The 14,094-nt window shown below is 62.3% G+C and carries 15 protein-coding genes and 1 tRNA gene; 9 read left to right on the forward strand and 7 right to left on the reverse strand.

All coding sequences use genetic code 11. The annotated features are described in order from the left end of the window. Positions 1-57: 57 nt before the first annotated feature. Together CIT31_RS01935 and CIT31_RS01940 are read left to right on the forward strand one after the other, a co-directional pair. On the forward strand, positions 58-276 hold the full coding sequence (locus CIT31_RS01935; RefSeq protein WP_095517233.1) for a hypothetical protein: 219 nt from the start codon (positions 58-60) through the stop codon (positions 274-276). Next, positions 273-1,325, forward strand: coding sequence for a threonine aldolase family protein (locus tag CIT31_RS01940; protein ID WP_095517234.1), 1,053 nt, complete (start codon positions 273-275; stop codon positions 1,323-1,325). The genes CIT31_RS01935 and CIT31_RS01940 overlap by 4 nt, the downstream gene beginning before the upstream one ends. Before the next feature lie 73 nt (positions 1,326-1,398). Here the strand turns inward: CIT31_RS01940 and CIT31_RS01945 are convergent, their stop codons facing one another. Then, positions 1,399-1,866: an Hsp20 family protein gene (locus CIT31_RS01945; protein ID WP_029349636.1), complete on the reverse strand. Its 468-nt coding sequence runs from the start codon at positions 1,864-1,866 to the stop codon at positions 1,399-1,401. A 541-nt stretch (positions 1,867-2,407) separates the two neighbouring features. Between CIT31_RS01945 and CIT31_RS01950 the strand changes: the two genes are divergently transcribed. Continuing rightward, positions 2,408-3,382, forward strand: a complete 975-nt coding sequence (locus CIT31_RS01950; protein ID WP_095517276.1) for an alpha/beta fold hydrolase — start codon at positions 2,408-2,410, stop codon at positions 3,380-3,382. Between the two features lie 188 nt (positions 3,383-3,570). On the opposite strand, the gene CIT31_RS01955 is transcribed toward CIT31_RS01950, so the two are convergent. From CIT31_RS01955 to CIT31_RS01965, 4 genes are all read right to left on the reverse strand, one after another. Next, positions 3,571-4,005 carry a DUF1579 domain-containing protein gene (locus CIT31_RS01955; protein WP_245316076.1) on the reverse strand — a complete coding sequence of 145 codons (435 nt, stop codon included), beginning with the start codon at positions 4,003-4,005 and terminating at the stop codon, positions 3,571-3,573. Positions 4,006-4,100: 95 nt separating this feature from the next. Next, positions 4,101-4,874, reverse strand: coding sequence for a histidinol-phosphatase (gene hisN, locus CIT31_RS01960; RefSeq protein WP_095517235.1), 774 nt, complete (start codon positions 4,872-4,874; stop codon positions 4,101-4,103). Between the two features lie 243 nt (positions 4,875-5,117). After that, on the reverse strand, positions 5,118-5,252 hold the full coding sequence (locus CIT31_RS35655; RefSeq protein WP_280950297.1) for a hypothetical protein: 135 nt from the start codon (positions 5,250-5,252) through the stop codon (positions 5,118-5,120). A gap of 26 nt (positions 5,253-5,278) precedes the next feature. Next, positions 5,279-6,235, reverse strand: coding sequence for an N-formylglutamate amidohydrolase (locus CIT31_RS01965; RefSeq protein ID WP_065007600.1), 957 nt, complete (start codon positions 6,233-6,235; stop codon positions 5,279-5,281). 146 nt (positions 6,236-6,381) lie between these two features. On the opposite strand from CIT31_RS01965, the gene cpdR reads away from it, so the two are divergent. Both cpdR and CIT31_RS01975 read left to right on the forward strand, forming a co-directional pair. Next, a complete protein-coding gene (gene cpdR / locus CIT31_RS01970; protein WP_006199474.1) occupies positions 6,382-6,744 on the forward strand; it encodes a cell cycle two-component system response regulator CpdR in 363 nt (120 codons plus the stop codon). 118 nt (positions 6,745-6,862) lie between these two features. After that, positions 6,863-6,937: transfer RNA gene (locus tag CIT31_RS01975), tRNA-Val, on the forward strand. A gap of 217 nt (positions 6,938-7,154) precedes the next feature. On the opposite strand, the gene fcl is transcribed toward CIT31_RS01975, so the two are convergent. Then, complete coding sequence (fcl, locus tag CIT31_RS01980) at positions 7,155-8,117, reverse strand: GDP-L-fucose synthase (protein WP_095517236.1); 963 nt, start codon at positions 8,115-8,117, stop codon at positions 7,155-7,157. 144 nt (positions 8,118-8,261) lie between these two features. Then, on the reverse strand, positions 8,262-9,416 hold the full coding sequence (locus CIT31_RS01985) for a dihydrodipicolinate synthase family protein (RefSeq protein ID WP_095517237.1): 1,155 nt from the start codon (positions 9,414-9,416) through the stop codon (positions 8,262-8,264). Between the two features lie 239 nt (positions 9,417-9,655). Here CIT31_RS01985 and CIT31_RS01990 point away from each other — a divergent pair, with 239 nt between their 5' ends. From CIT31_RS01990 to CIT31_RS02005, 4 genes are read left to right on the forward strand one after another with little or no spacing between them, the layout of a single operon-like run. Then, positions 9,656-10,699, forward strand: coding sequence for a LacI family DNA-binding transcriptional regulator (locus CIT31_RS01990; RefSeq protein ID WP_095517238.1), 1,044 nt, complete (start codon positions 9,656-9,658; stop codon positions 10,697-10,699). Further along, positions 10,696-11,712: a Gfo/Idh/MocA family protein gene (locus CIT31_RS01995; RefSeq protein WP_095517239.1), complete on the forward strand. Its 1,017-nt coding sequence runs from the start codon at positions 10,696-10,698 to the stop codon at positions 11,710-11,712. The genes CIT31_RS01990 and CIT31_RS01995 overlap by 4 nt, the downstream gene beginning before the upstream one ends. Further along, complete coding sequence (locus CIT31_RS02000; RefSeq protein ID WP_095517240.1) at positions 11,709-13,310, forward strand: acyl CoA:acetate/3-ketoacid CoA transferase; 1,602 nt, start codon at positions 11,709-11,711, stop codon at positions 13,308-13,310. Before CIT31_RS01995 ends, CIT31_RS02000 begins: the two co-directional genes overlap by 4 nt. Next, entirely contained in the window at positions 13,303-14,079 is a 777-nt protein-coding gene (locus CIT31_RS02005) for an enoyl-CoA hydratase/isomerase family protein (protein WP_095517277.1), read from the forward strand. The genes CIT31_RS02000 and CIT31_RS02005 overlap by 8 nt, the downstream gene beginning before the upstream one ends. Positions 14,080-14,094: the final 15 nt, after the last annotated feature.

Raw genomic sequence — 14,094 nt, forward strand, 5'->3', positions numbered from 1 at the left:
GCCAATCCAGCCTGTTTTGTGCGACAAAATAAGACAGCACTACTGTCCTAAATTTTTATGACAGAAATCACGTATGCGCACAAGACCGATTCACAACAATCTTGGGCTGTCCGCGACAGAAAATTACGCGCGGCCACGCCAAAACGCAACCTTCGCCTGTATGTCCTGTTTTCCGCTCTCGCTGGCGTTACCGGCTATCCGGTGCTTGGCACTTGCGAGCGGCATGCGAAAGCGGCCAAGGTTGCATCGATTTTTCTAGCGCAGGCAAACGTATGAATTTCGCTTCCGACAATTGGGCAGGCGCCCATCCCAGCATCGCCGCGGGCCTGTCAGCCCACGCCGGCGGCTTCTCCACCGCCTATGGCGACGGCGCCCTCGACCAGGCTGTCTACCAGAGCTTCAACGAAATTTTCGAGCGCGAGGTCGCGGTGTTTTTCGTGGCGACCGGCACCGCCGCCAATTCGCTGTCGCTGACCGCCTATAACAAATCAGGCGGCATTTCCTTCTGCCAACGAGAGTCGCATGTCATTGAGGATGAATGCGGCGCGCCGGAATACTTTACCGGCGGCTCACGGCTCTATCCCGTCGACGGTGCGCTGGGCAAGATCGATCCGAACAACCTGGACAGGGCGGTGGGCAGATTCGCGCCTGAAATCGTCCATTCCGGGCGCCCGATGGCGGTGTCGATCACCCAGTCGACCGAAGTCGGCACCATCTACACACTGAACGAAATTGCCCGGATTTCGGCGATCGCCAAGCATCACAAACTGCCGCTGCACATGGATGGCGCCCGCTTCGCCAATGCGCTGGTCGCGCTAGAGACGACGCCGGCGGAGATGACCTGGAAGCGCGGCGTCGACATCCTCTCTTTCGGCGGTACCAAGAACGGCTGCTGGTGCGCCGAGGCTATCGTGCTATTCGATCTCGACCGCGCCAGGGAACTGGCCTTCCTGCGCAAGCGCGCGGCGCAATTGTTCTCGAAATCGCGCTTCGTCGCCGCGCAGTTCGAAGCCTATTTCAAGGACGACCTGTGGCTTGAAACGGCCCGGCACGCCAACGTTACGGCAGCACGCCTTGCTGCACTGATCGAGAATTCCCCGTCGGCTCGCCTGGCCTGGCTGCCGCAAGCGAACGAAGTGTTCGCGGTGATGAAAAAGGCCGAGGCTGAACGGGTGCAATTGGCCGGTGCCGCCTTCTACGACTGGCACAAGCCGCATGGCTTCGACGGCCATATCGGCGAGGACGAGGCGCTCTACCGTTTCGTCACCAGCTTTGCGACCACGGCCGAAGAGGTCGACCGCTTTGGCCAGCTAGTTGCTGGATAGCGGCACCTTATCCACCAAAAAAGGGCGGCGCCAGGCGCCGCCCTTCGTCCCTGAGGTCGTCTTGTCACGCGGCTTACGCGGCGGTGTTAGCCTCGATCTGCTTGGCCTTCGCCGAAGACGCGGTGATGGCGATCTTGCGGGGCTTCAGCTCCTCGGGAATATTGCGCTTGAGGTCGACGAAGAGCAGGCCGTTCTTCAGCGAGGCGCCGACGACGTCAACGTGGTCGGCAAGCTGGAAGCGGCGCTCAAAGGCCCTGCCGGCGATACCGCGATAGAGCAGTTCGGAGCCTTCGCCATTGCCCTCTTCCTTGCGCTCACCTGTGACAGTCAGGACGTTGCGGTGAGCCTCGATCGAGAGCTCGTCGTCCGAGAAGCCGGCGACCGCCATCGAGATGCGATAGGAATCCTCGCCGGTGCGCTCGATGTTGTAGGGCGGATAGGTCTGCGCACTTTCAGGCTGCGCAAGCGAATCGAGCATGGTGAACAGCCGGTCGAAACCGACGGTCGAACGATAGAGCGGGGAAAAATCAACGTGACGCATAGTGTGTTCTCCTGTTGAGCAACAAGGTTTGCGTATGGCCGGTGCGAAACCCGTGACGGCGTTCCGGATAGGCCAGCGGCCCCGACATTGGCGGCCGCAACAGACATTTGGGGAACACGTGAAAGCATTTCAAGATTTCTCGATGAACGGCAGATGAACCGCGGCTTCGGCGGGCGTTCAGCTAAGTCGCGCTAGACTGGTTCCAGGATCAAGGAACAGGCGGCGGTTACGGCGTCGCGCGTCCTCTCGGACACGCAAAGGACGCTGTACCACTTTGATTGCGCATGATTCACAGCGAAAATCGGGTGCGATTTTCGGGGTTATGCGCGAGATACCGCAACGAGGCCGACCGGGTGTAACGTCCCTTCCTCCCGGATCGACGGGGGCCGGAAGCATGCCGCAAGCTGCTTTCGGCCTCACTTGCTGGCTGCCTCGTTCAGCCTCTCCAACGCGTCCGGAATTCCTTTGCTTTTGCTGCATGGACGTCTATGCCTACCAAAGCTTGCGCCATGCAGGCAGCGACACACAAACGCAGCGCCGAATGACGGACCTTCTTAACGAAATTCCCCTCTTCCGCGAAATTCCGGGCAATCCGCTACCGGAAAATGCGGCCGGTGGTTTCTTCACCACGCGCGACGGCAAGAAGGTCCGTTATGGCCTCTTTCCCGCCGTTGCCCGCCCGATGAAGGGCACCGTGGTCGTGCTGACCGGCCGCAACGAGTGCATCGAAAAGTATTTCGAGACCATCCGCAACCTTGCCGATCGCGGCTTTGGCGTTGCCACCCTCGACTGGCGCGGCCAGGGCGGTTCCGATCGGCTGATCAGCGACCGTGAGCGCGGCTATGTCCGGAGCTTCTTCGACTACACCGGCGACCTGGAAAAGTTCTTCGAGGAGATCGTGCTGCCCGACTGCCGGGGCCCATATTACATATTGGCCCATTCGGCTGGGGCGGTGATTACGCTGCTTGCTGCGCCGTCGATGGTGAACCGAGTACGGCGCATGGTGCTGATCGCGCCATTCCTGGCCGTGCCCGACCTGCCGGTCTCGACAACCACCGTTCGCCGCCTCTGCTCGCTGTTCTGTCTTCTGGGCCTTGGCAAGCTTTATGCCGCCTGGGGTCCGCGGCCCAGAAGAACCATTCCGTTTGCTGCCAACATGGTGACATCGGATCCGGAGCGGTATCGGCGCAACACGCTGATCTACGAAACCTACCCGCAACTGGCACTCGGCGGCCCGACGATACGCTGGCTGAAAGCGGCGGCGGAGGCGTCCGAGGCCATCAGCGACCCCGACTTCATGGCCAGGATCCAGGTACCCTTGCTGGTGATCGCCGCCGGCGCCGACCAGGTCGTCTCGACCAAGGCGGTGGAAACCTACACCAGGCGTCTGCGCCTCGGTTCGCTGCTGGTGATCGATGGTGCACGCCATGAAATATTGCAGGAAGCCGACTTCTATCGCGAGCAGTTCTTTGCCGCCTTCAATGCTTTCATCCCGGGAAGCGACGACACGAGCTGATTGAGTACTGCACTCCCTCCGGACGCGCAAAGAGCGCTTCAACTCATTGAAATCCATGCCTCGGCTTGAAAAAATGCCTTCCAAGTCGATCGGCCGCCTACACTTGCCGGGCGAAATCCATGATCCAATTGGTCTCCCAGGTCTTGCCGACATCCGGTGAAAAACCCTGCTCCCAGCGCGCCGATTTTTCAGTGATCCGCGACCACAGGAAGCGAGTAGATATTGCGTCCGTCGAAGACGTCTTCGCACAGGAACGTGCCGACGCCTGCTTCGAAGGTGCCGCGCATCGGAATATCGATGGTCGCCGGGTTGCGGCCGTCGATCCACCAGATCGACCATTGGCTCGTCGCCGGATCGAACGTCCGCAACGTGGCGGCGCGATAGGCCTCGACGGGCAATTCAATCACATTGTCATCGACATTGCCGAGGCCGCCAAGGATCGGGCGCACTTCGCATGTCCCGCCAAACACGTCCCAGTTCGTGTCGTCTTGCAGGCGCTTCTGCAACCTCCGATGGCTGACGTTCCAGCGGCCAAAGAAGAAATCGAAATCGGGCCGCCCGTCTGCTGGAGCGTTTTCTGCCGACGCATCTTCGGGATGGTTGGTTGTTGGCTGCGTCGGCATGTGAATCCCTCCGGGACATCACTTCCATAGCGGAGAGCTGCTGACATCCTCCTGTCAGGAGGGTCGGGGAATCACCGCCCGAACGCTTTCCACGCTCAGCCACGCAGCGCCGCCATCGCGGCGGCATGAAGCTCCGGCGTTGCCGCAGCCAGGATGTCGCCACCCCTTTCCGCCGGTCCGCCTTCGAAGGTGGTGACGACGCCACCGGCGTTCTCGATGATCGGGATCAGCGCGACGATATCGTAGGGTTTCAAACCGGGATCGGCGACGATGTCGACGCTTCCTGCCGCGACCATGGCGAAGGCATAGCAGTCGGTGCCGTAGCGGGCGAGCTGGACCTGCCGCTCGAACAGGTCGTAGCGCAGACGCGCGTCTCCCTTGAACAGTGCCGGCGTGGTGGTGAACAGCGTCGCGTCGGCAAGGCTTGTCGTCTTGCGCGTCGTCAGCCTTCGCGGCCCGCCCGGGCCTTCATAATGGGCACCGGAAGCGTTGGCGTAGAAAAGCTCGCCGGTGAAGGGCTGCGACATCATGCCGGCGACGGCATCGCCGTCGACCGTCAGCCCGACCAATGTTCCCCACACCGGCAGGCCGGAAATGAAGGCGCGCGTGCCGTCGATCGGATCGATCACCCACACATGCCTGCTGGATATGTTCTCGCTGCCATGCTCCTCGCCGAGGATGCCGTGATCGGGATATTCCGCTGATATAAGCGCCCGGATGACCCGCTCGGCCTCGCGGTCGGCCTCGGTGACCGGGTCGAAGCTGCCTTGCTCCTTGTTGGCGACCGCGCCTTGGCTGCGGAAGCGCGGCAAGGTTTCAGCTGCGGCGGCATGCGCAATGCGCCGCATGAAATCGATGCTGATGTCCAACTGATTCTCCCGCGTTGTAGCGTGCAACCGTCGTTTGCCTGTGGTTTTCCGCCAAAACAAGGGCGTGCGGAACTTTTGCGCATCGTCAACTGTTGCTCGAATGCAACGCTAGCGCCCCTCGAATCCAGTTTCAACATAACGGTGAATTAAAACGCCGGTCGACGGCTTGACATTTGTGCATCGCACAATAGATTTGTTCTCGGACAGGCGTTCCTGTCCATGCCCTCCTTGGGCGTTTCCTCCCTAGACTTCGACCGTGTCGTGCAAACGATGCGGTCTTTTTTTCGGCGCGGCATCCAGCGCATCGCGCGCCTTTCCGACCCGCACACCGATGCCTTTATCTGGCGCAAGACCTGTTATTTGGCCCAGAATTCCCATGTAAAAATCGATTCCGATTTTTGGCATCATTCGGCGGCAAGCGGCAGATCGATAAAATCGTGATCGGGCATCGCCATCAGGTCGGCCGAGAATTGCGCCAGATCGTCGGCGAGCGCATCGAAGCCGGCGGATTTCTGGAACGTCCGCTCGTTCATGTAAAGCCCGCGATTGACCTCGATCTGCAGTGCATGGAGATGGCGCACGGGGCGGCCATAATGCTCGGTGATGAAGCCTCCGGCATAGGGTTTGTTGTGGGCGACGGTGTAGCCCATGCCGATCAGCAGGCCGATCGCCGTCTCGGTCAACGCTGCCGAGGCGGAGATGCCGAAACGATCGCCGACGATGAAGTCGGGTCTGACACCGCTGTCGCCGACCCTGATGCTCGCCGGCATCGAGTGGCAATCGATCAGCACGGCAAAGCCGAACCGCGCATGGGTCCTGGTCAAAAGCCGTTTTAGCGTCTCGTGATAAGGCTTGTAGACAGCCTCGATGCGCGCGACGGCTTCCGCCAGCGGCAGGCGGCCGGCATAGATTTCGAGCCCCTCCCCCACCAGCTTGGGCACCGTGCCAAGCCCGCCGGCTACGCGCGCCGAGCGGATGTTGCAGAACGACGGCACGGGTTCGGCGAACATGCGCGGATCGAGTTCCCACGGCTCCCGGTTGACATCGAGATAGGCGCGCGGGAAGTTTGCCGCCAGCATCGGCGCGCCGAGCGCGACGGCGCCGCCGAACAATTCGTCGACGTAGCAATCTTCGGAGCGGCGGATGGCGTTTCGATCCAGCCTTGCCATCGCCAGGAACCGGTCCGGATAGTGACGGCCGCTATGCGGTGAGTTGAAGAGGAAGGGGACGCGCTGTTCGGCGCCCGACCGGATTTCGAAGGGGGGAACGACCGAAAAATCCTCGGCTGCCGTTTTCAATTTGAACGAATCCGGAAACACCAATGCATCATGATTGGAAAAGTGCCACCTCGCCGGCCGCATGTCCAGCGTTTCGGCGTCCGGACCGCTTTGTTAAAGGCCGATCGGGCCTTTATCGTTCACTTGATGTTTACCCTCACCTCCTCATATACAGGATGGTTAACGGGCTGCCCACGGCAGTCTCGGGCGGGTGATTCGAGCGGGATAAGATGGCACGCATTCTACTGGCGGAAGACGACGATGACATGCGCCGGTTCCTCGTCAAGGCGCTGGAGCGTGCCGGCTATCAGGTCAGCGATTTCGACAATGGCGCCAGCGCCTATGAGCGGCTGCGCGAAGAGCCTTTTTCGCTGCTCTTGACCGATATCGTCATGCCGGAGATGGACGGCATAGAACTCGCCCGCCGCGCCACCGAGATCGATCCCGACCTCAAGGTCATGTTTATCACCGGCTTCGCCGCCGTTGCGCTCAATCCGGATTCCAAGGCGCCGAAAGACGCCAAGGTGCTGTCGAAGCCGTTCCATCTGCGCGACCTCGTCAACGAGGTCGAAAAGATGCTGCAGGCGGCCTGACGCGCTTTCCGCTGCCGGCTTTCGGCGCGTCTCCAACGGCGCGGCAAGGCGAACCGTTCTTTCCCTTTTCCTCCTATTGACGCGCCGTGGCAAAAATGGTGTATGCGCGGCTTCGGATGGGCGTGTAGCTCAGCGGGAGAGCACTGCATTGACATTGCAGGGGTCACAGGTTCAATCCCTGTCACGCCCACCATCCAGGCAATCCACCGTCTCTCGTGCCCCGTAGATTTCCTCGTCTTGCGGGCGTTTCTATGCTGGGCGGCGTGTGACGCATTTTCGAGAATGCCAAAATTCGGACGCCTTGATTTTTTAGCCCAGCCAATGCTTCGGCGAGCGATTTTGCATTGGCCATGGCCAACAGACCGCCCAAACCGTCATGTCCTGGTAGCAGCAACCAGCGTCGATTGAGATCAGGCCGCGCCGAGGCGGAGATCGCCCGTCTCAATATGCCGGAGAAACCAGGCATAGGTCTCCTCCAATCCGCTCTGAAGCGAGTATCGCGGACGCCAGCCCGTGGCAAACAGGCGCGACACGTCCATCAGCTTGCGCGGTGTGCCGTCCGGCTTCGTCGCATCGAATGTGAGCACCGCCTCGGCGCCGACGACGGACAGCATGGTGCGGGCCAGCTCGGCGATGGTGATGTCTTCGCCCGAGCCGACATTGACGTGGCTGTCGCCGGAATAGTTTTTCAGCAGCCAGACCAGAGCGTCGGCGGCGTCGTCGACATGCAGGAACTCGCGCATCGGCGTGCCAGATCCCCAGACCTCCAGGGTTTTGTCGCCGGCGCGCTTGGCCTTGTGCGCCTTGCGCATAAGGGCTGGTACGACATGGCTGGTGGAGAGGTCGAAATTGTCGCCGGGGCCATAGAGGTTGGTTGGCATCGCCGAGATGTACTCGACACCGTATTGGCGCCGATAGGCCTGGCACAGCTTCAGCCCGGCGATCTTGGCGATCGCATACCATTCGTTGGTGGGTTCCAGCGGACCGGTCAGCAAGGCGTCCTCGGAGATCGGCTGCGCCGCAAATTTCGGATAGATGCAGGACGAACCGAGGAACAGTAATTTCTGCACCTCGTTGCGAAAGGCGCTCTCGATGACATTGGTCTGCATGATGAGATTGTCCTGCAGAAAATCGACCGGCAACCTGTTGTTTGCCAGGATACCGCCGACCTTGGCCGCTGCCATCACCACCGCATCGGGCCTGTGGCCAGCCATCCAGCGCCGAACGCCGGCCTGATCCATGAGATCGAGTTCATCGCGGGATGCGGTCAGGACCTCGCAGTCCTCGTCCGCCAGCCTGCGCAGGATGGCCGAGCCGACCATGCCGCGATGCCCTGCCACGAAAATGCGCTTGCCGTGAAGGTCGAAATCCATTGGCGTATCCCTATGCAGAACGGCTGCTGTGACCAACGGGCGTCGGCGCGCCGGATGGTCCTGCCCTCGGACGCATACCGCATACAGATTTGCCCGGACAAGGCAAATCGGAGACTTGGACGAACTCTTCTTGTGGTATGGCGGTCAGACACCCGCCACGGCGCACAGGCTCTTCATTCTTGCGACGGCAAGCTCCGGGTCGGCCAGCAACCCGGCCTGGTCGGCAAGGCGGAACACATCGGCGTAGTGGCAAATGCCGCGCGCCGATTGCATGCCGCCGACCATCGAAAAATGGTCCTGGTGGCCGTTCAGCCACGCCATAAAGACGATACCGGCCTTGTAGTACTCGGTCGGCGCCTCGAAGATTTTCCACGACAGAGGGACCGTCGGCGCCATCAGCGCGTCATAGCCGGCGCGGTCGCCGTCGGCCAGCCTCGCCAGCGCGGCATTGGCGACCGGCGCGATGGCGTCGAAAATCCCGAGCAGCGCGTGCGAATGTCTTTCGCCATCGCCGGCGATCAGCTCAGGGTAGTTGAAATCGTCGCCGGTGAACATGACGACCCCTTCAGGCAACCGGTTGCGCAGGGCAACCTCTTTGCCGGCATCGAGCAGCGATATCTTGATCCCCTCGACCCTGCCGGCGTGGCTTTCGATGACGGCGATCACCGTGTCGAGCGCGGTGTCGAAATCAGGGCTGCCCCAATAACCCTTCAGCGCCGGATCGAACATGTCGCCCAGCCAGTGCAGGATGACCGTGCCGGACGCCTGAGACAGGATGCGGTCATAGACGCTGATATAATCGTCGGGACCCTTGGCGACAGCTGCCAGCGCGCGGCTGGCCATCATGATCGCCTTGCCGCCCAGGCCTTCGATGAAACCGAACTGCTCTTCATAGGCCGCGATGACATCGTCGAGCGTCCTGACGGTGCCTGGCGCCAGATGGTCTGTTCCGGCACCCGAGGCGAGATCGGCGCCGTCGACGGTTCGCGCCTCGGCGGTCGAGCGGCGGATCAATTCCATGGCGTTTGTCCAGTCGAAACCCATGCCACGCTGTGCGGTATCCATCGCCTCGGCGATACGAAAGCCGAGCCGCCACAGATGATGGCGGAACGCCATCGTGCGCTCCCAGTCGACCGCTGGATGAGACCACGGATCGGTCATCGCGAGGGGGTCGGCAACGACATGGGCGGCGGCATAGGCGATGCGGGAAAACCGCGCGCCGATCACCGGCTGTGCCGGCTGGCCGACAAGGCGGTAGCGAGTGCCGCGACCGCCGTCCTCGGGCAAGGCAATGTCCATCGATCTCTCCCTTGACCGCACCCCTATAAATGGAACGTTCCAATAAATCAACCTTCTACGATTTCTCAGTCCACGAGGCCAAAATGCTGCACGCAACGAGAAAGACCTTTAAAGTGTGGCCTTTAACTCCTAAGAACTCGCTTTTCTGAATTCGGGAAAAATCCTGATTGACTCAAATCCAGCTCGGAATTAGAACGTTCCAATAATCTGACCAGAAAAAACCGGGAGGACGGATCTGGATGGCCAGCAGGCCCAAGGCGACGATACTCGACATTGCCCGCGAGGCGGGCGTGTCCAAGTCGACGGTGTCGCTCGTGCTGCAGGGCAGCGATCTGATCCGGCCTGAGACCGCGCTGAAGGTCCGCAAGGCGATCGAGGATGTCGGCTATGTCTACAACCGCGGTGCCGCCAATCTGCGCAAGGCCCATTCCAACGTCATCGGCATGGTCATCAACGATCTCACCAACCCGTTTTTCGCCGAAATGGCGGTCGGCATGGAGCGTGTCTTCCAGTCGGCGGGCGTCGTGCCGTTCATCGCCAACACGGCGGAGAACCCGGTGCGCCAGGAAGAACTGCTGAAATCGCTGATGGAGCAAGGTGTCGCCGGGCTGATCGTGTCGCCGGCGCGCGGCACGACTCCCGGTGCGTTCCGCCGCATCGAAATGGCGGGCCTTCCGATCGTCTTCACTATGCGCCGCCTTCCTGAAAGCCGCATTCCGGTGATCGCGCCCGACAATCATCGCGGCGCCTGGCTCGCCACCGCCCATCTGATCGGCAAAGGGCATCGCCGGCTGGCGTTCTTCGGCGGCTCATCGGACCTAGTGGTCTATCATGAGCGGCTGGGCGGATTTCGTGAGGCCTGCGAGGCGCTCGGCATCGCCAAGCGCGATACACTGGTCGTCGAAGGCGAAACCAGCCGCAAGGGCGGCATTGCCTGCCTGGAAACAGCTCTCGCGATGGCCGAGCCGCCGACTGCGGCGCTGTGCTTCAACGATGCGGTCGCCTTCGGCGTCATGCTGGCGCTGCGCAAGCGCGGCCTCGAGCCCGGCGCGGATTTCGCCGTCGTGGGCTTCGACGACGTGATCGAAGCCCAGCATTACATGCCGGCGCTGACCAGCGTCGCGGTGGATTCGGCAGGCCTGGGCGAGCGCGCCGCCCACGTCATGCTCAAGATGATCCAGTCGCGCACCACGCGCGCCGAGGATCATATCGGCGCCGTCAACCTTGTCATCAGGGACAGTTGCGGTCCTGATCGCCGTGCTGGAATGGGAGACGCGGCATGACCGTCAAATGGGGACTGATCGGCGCAAGCACGATCGCCAGGCAATTCATGATCAACGCCATCCGCGCGCAACCGAACAGCGAGATCGCGGCGGTGATGAGTTCCAGCCCGGAGCGCGCCACTTCCTATGCCAAGGAGAACGGCATTCCGCTTGCCGTCTCGACGCTCGATGAATTGCTCGGCTCCGACATCGACGCCGTCTACATCTCGACCACCAACGAACTGCATCTCGAACAGGCACTAGCCGCCATCAGGGCGGGAAAACATGTGCTGTGCGAAAAGCCGTTGGCGCTGACCAGCGCCGATGCGCGCGCAATGGTCGCCGCCGCCAAAGCGGCCGGCATCGTGCTCGGCACCAACCACCATCTGCGCAATGCCGGCTCGCACCGGGCGATGCGCGAAGCCATCGCCGCCGGCCGCATCGGCAGACCGATTGCCGCGCGCGTCTTCCACTCGGTCTATCTGCCTGAGAATCTGCAGGGCTGGCGTATCACCAGGCCGGAAGCCGGCGGCGGCGTGGTGCTCGACATCACCGTGCACGACGCTGATACGCTGCGCTTCGTGCTCGGCGACGATCCGCTCGAGGTTTCGGCGTTCACCCAGGCCGCAGGCATGGCCGCCGGCGGCCTGGAGGACGGCGCCATGTGCATCTGGCGCTTCAAATCGGGCGTCATCGCCCAATCGCATGAGGGTTTCACTACCAAATTCGCCGGCACCGGCTTCGAGGTGCATGGCAGCGAAGGCTCCCTGATCGCGAAGGATGTGATGACCCAGAAGCCGATCGGCTCTGTGCTGCTGCGCACGGCAAAGGGCGAGGAGGAATTGAGCTTCGACCGCGAAGATCTCTATGTCCGTTCCCTGCGCCAGTTCCATGCGGCGATCCGTGGCGAAGGCCAGCCGTCGGCCACCGGCGAGGACGGCGTCTGGTCGCTGACATCAGCCGAAGCGGCGTTGCAATCCGCCAAGTCCGGCAAATCAGCCGCGATCGATCCGAAACTCGGGGGCGCAGGGTGAGCAAGCTCGTCTCCGCAGCGCAAGCCGCCAGCCTGATCAGGGACGGCATGGTCGTTTCGGTGTCGTCGTCGAGTGGTCTCGGCTGCCCGGATGCGGTCCTTGCCGCCATCGGCGAGCGTTTCGAGGCAGAAGGCCATCCGAAGAACATCACGACGCTGCACCCGATTGCCGCCGGCGACATGTACGGCATCAAGGGCATCGACCATCTGGCCAAGCCCGGCCTGTTGAGGCGGACGCTGTGCGGCTCCTATCCCTCCGGCCCGTCATCTTCGGAGCCGCCGCAGATCTGGAAGATGATCGGCGACAATTCGGTCGCCGCCTACAACGTGCCATCCGGCATATTGTTCGACATGCATCGCGAGGCCGCCGCCAAGCGCCCCGGCGTGCTGACCAAGGTCGGCCTCGACACGTTCGCCGACCCGCGTCACCAGGGCTGCGCCATGAATGCGGCCGCGAGCGAGCCGATCGTTTCGGTGCAGCAGTTCGACGGCGAGGAATGGCTCTATTTCCGCTCGATTGTGCCTGATGTGTCGATCATCCGGGCGACGACGGCCGATGAGCGCGGCAACCTCACCTATGAGCATGAGGGCGCCTATCTCGGCGGGCTGGAACAGGCGCTCGCTGCCCGTAACAACGGCGGCATTGTCATCGCGCAGGTCAAGCGCGTCGTCGAGAACGGCACGCTGAAACCGCATGACGTGCGCGTGCCCGGTGTGCTGGTCGACCACATCGTGGTCGCGGCCGATCAGTTGCAGACGACACTGACACCCTACGACCCGGCCATCTCGGGCGAGATCTTCCGACCGCTGTCAAGCTTCCGCAACGCCGAAATGAATGTCCAGAAGGTCATTGCCCGCCGCGTCGCCATGGAGCTTGCCGACGGCATGGCGGTCAACATCGGCTTCGGCATCTCGGCCAATGTGCCGCGCATCCTTCTCGAGGAAGGCCAGCACGGCAAGGTCACCTGGGTGATCGAACAGGGCGCGGTCGGTGGCGTGCCGCTGCTCGACTTCAAGTTCGGCTGCTCGTCGAACGCCGACGCCTTCATGCCTTCGCCACACCAGTTCATCTACTTCCAGGCCGGCGGTTTCGACGCGTCGCTGTTGTCCTTCCTGCAGATCGACCGCCACGGCTCGGTCAACGTGTCGAAGCTTTCAGCGAGGCCGCACGTCACCGCCGGCGCCGGCGGCTTCGTCGATATCACCGCGCGGGCGAAGAAGATCGTGTTTTCCGGTTTCTTCACTGCTGGGGCCAAGCTGTCGCTGGCCGATGGCGGCATCCGCATCGACGGGGAAGGCAAGGTCAAGAAGGTGGTCGGCGAGGTTGAGCATATCTCCTTCTCGGGCAAGCGCGCCGTCGCGCAAGGGCAGGACATCACCTATGTCACCGAACGCTGCGTCATGAAGCTGACGCCGGATGGGCTGATGGTGACTGAGCTGGCACCCGGCATCGACCTTCAGCGCGACGTGCTGGCGCAGGCCGAGATCCCGCTCGGTGTCGCCAACGACCTGATAGTGACACCGGACGCGCTCTATCGTGACCGGCCGATCGGACTGTCGCTCAATGGCGGCGCCTCCCTTGGAGGCGCGCATGGCTGAGCGTCTCGTCACCTTTGAAACCGACGGCGACCTCGGCATCGTCACACTGCGCCGGCCGGAGAAATTCAATGCGCTCGACATCCCGATGCTGCGCGCGCTGGAGGCCGCGCTTGACGCGGCCGAGGCCGCGGACGGTGTCCGCGTCGTGCTGCTGTGCGGCGAAGGCAAGGGCTTTTGTTCGGGTGGCGATGTCGAAGCGTGGTCGCAAATGAGTGCCGCCGATTTCCAGGTGCAATGGGTGCGCTACGGCCACCGCGTCTTCGACCGGCTGGCGCGGCTGCGGCAGCCGACCATCGCCGTTCTGTCCGGCCATGCGCTGGGCGGCGGGCTGGAATTGGCGGTCGCCTGCGACTTCCGCGTCGCCGAGACGCAGGTGAAATTAGGTTTTCCGGAAACCTCAATCGGCGTAGTGCCCGGCTGGTCCGGCACGCAGCGCGCGGTACGCCGTTTCGGTGCGCAGACGGTGCGGCGCGTGGCAATCGGCGGCGAAGTTTTCATGGCGGCTGAAGCACTAACACTGGGCATCGTCGACCGGGTGGTCGACACAGGCAAGGCATTCACCCAGGCCCAGGGCTGGGCCGGCAAGATTGCCGAGCGCGGCCCGCTGGCAACCGAGGCCGCCAAGCTGATGATCGCGGTCGCCGAGGGCGAGGAAAGTGCTGCCGCGACAGAGGCGCTGGCCAGCGGCTTCATCGCGCTGACCGGCGACCTCAAGGCCGGCATCGACGCTTTCAAGACCAAGCAGAAACCAGCGTTTTCAAGATCCTAAAAAGCATGCGGAACC

It is taken from the genome of Mesorhizobium wenxiniae (assembly GCF_002284535.1).
Taxonomy (GTDB): Bacteria; Pseudomonadota; Alphaproteobacteria; order Rhizobiales; family Rhizobiaceae; genus Mesorhizobium; species Mesorhizobium wenxiniae.

What these genes read in the sequence shown, in the direction of transcription:
- CIT31_RS01935 (WP_095517233.1), top strand. Translation starts at nt 58, where the DNA reads ATGACAGAAATCACGTATGCGCACAAGACCGATTCACAACAATCTTGG.
- CIT31_RS01940 (WP_095517234.1), top strand. Translation starts at nt 273, where the DNA reads ATGAATTTCGCTTCCGACAATTGGGCAGGCGCCCATCCCAGCATCGCC.
- CIT31_RS01945 (WP_029349636.1), bottom strand. Translation starts at nt 1,866, where the DNA reads ATGCGTCACGTTGATTTTTCCCCGCTCTATCGTTCGACCGTCGGTTTC.
- CIT31_RS01950 (WP_095517276.1), top strand. Translation starts at nt 2,408, where the DNA reads ATGACGGACCTTCTTAACGAAATTCCCCTCTTCCGCGAAATTCCGGGC.
- CIT31_RS01955 (WP_245316076.1), bottom strand. Translation starts at nt 4,005, where the DNA reads ATGCCGACGCAGCCAACAACCAACCATCCCGAAGATGCGTCGGCAGAA.
- CIT31_RS35655 (WP_280950297.1), bottom strand. Translation starts at nt 5,252, where the DNA reads ATGGGAATTCTGGGCCAAATAACAGGTCTTGCGCCAGATAAAGGCATC.
- CIT31_RS01965 (WP_065007600.1), bottom strand. Translation starts at nt 6,235, where the DNA reads ATGCGGCCGGCGAGGTGGCACTTTTCCAATCATGATGCATTGGTGTTT.
- cpdR (WP_006199474.1), top strand. Translation starts at nt 6,382, where the DNA reads ATGGCACGCATTCTACTGGCGGAAGACGACGATGACATGCGCCGGTTC.
- fcl (WP_095517236.1), bottom strand. Translation starts at nt 8,117, where the DNA reads ATGGATTTCGACCTTCACGGCAAGCGCATTTTCGTGGCAGGGCATCGC.
- CIT31_RS01985 (WP_095517237.1), bottom strand. Translation starts at nt 9,416, where the DNA reads ATGGACATTGCCTTGCCCGAGGACGGCGGTCGCGGCACTCGCTACCGC.
- CIT31_RS01990 (WP_095517238.1), top strand. Translation starts at nt 9,656, where the DNA reads ATGGCCAGCAGGCCCAAGGCGACGATACTCGACATTGCCCGCGAGGCG.
- CIT31_RS01995 (WP_095517239.1), top strand. Translation starts at nt 10,696, where the DNA reads ATGACCGTCAAATGGGGACTGATCGGCGCAAGCACGATCGCCAGGCAA.
- CIT31_RS02005 (WP_095517277.1), top strand. Translation starts at nt 13,303, where the DNA reads ATGGCTGAGCGTCTCGTCACCTTTGAAACCGACGGCGACCTCGGCATC.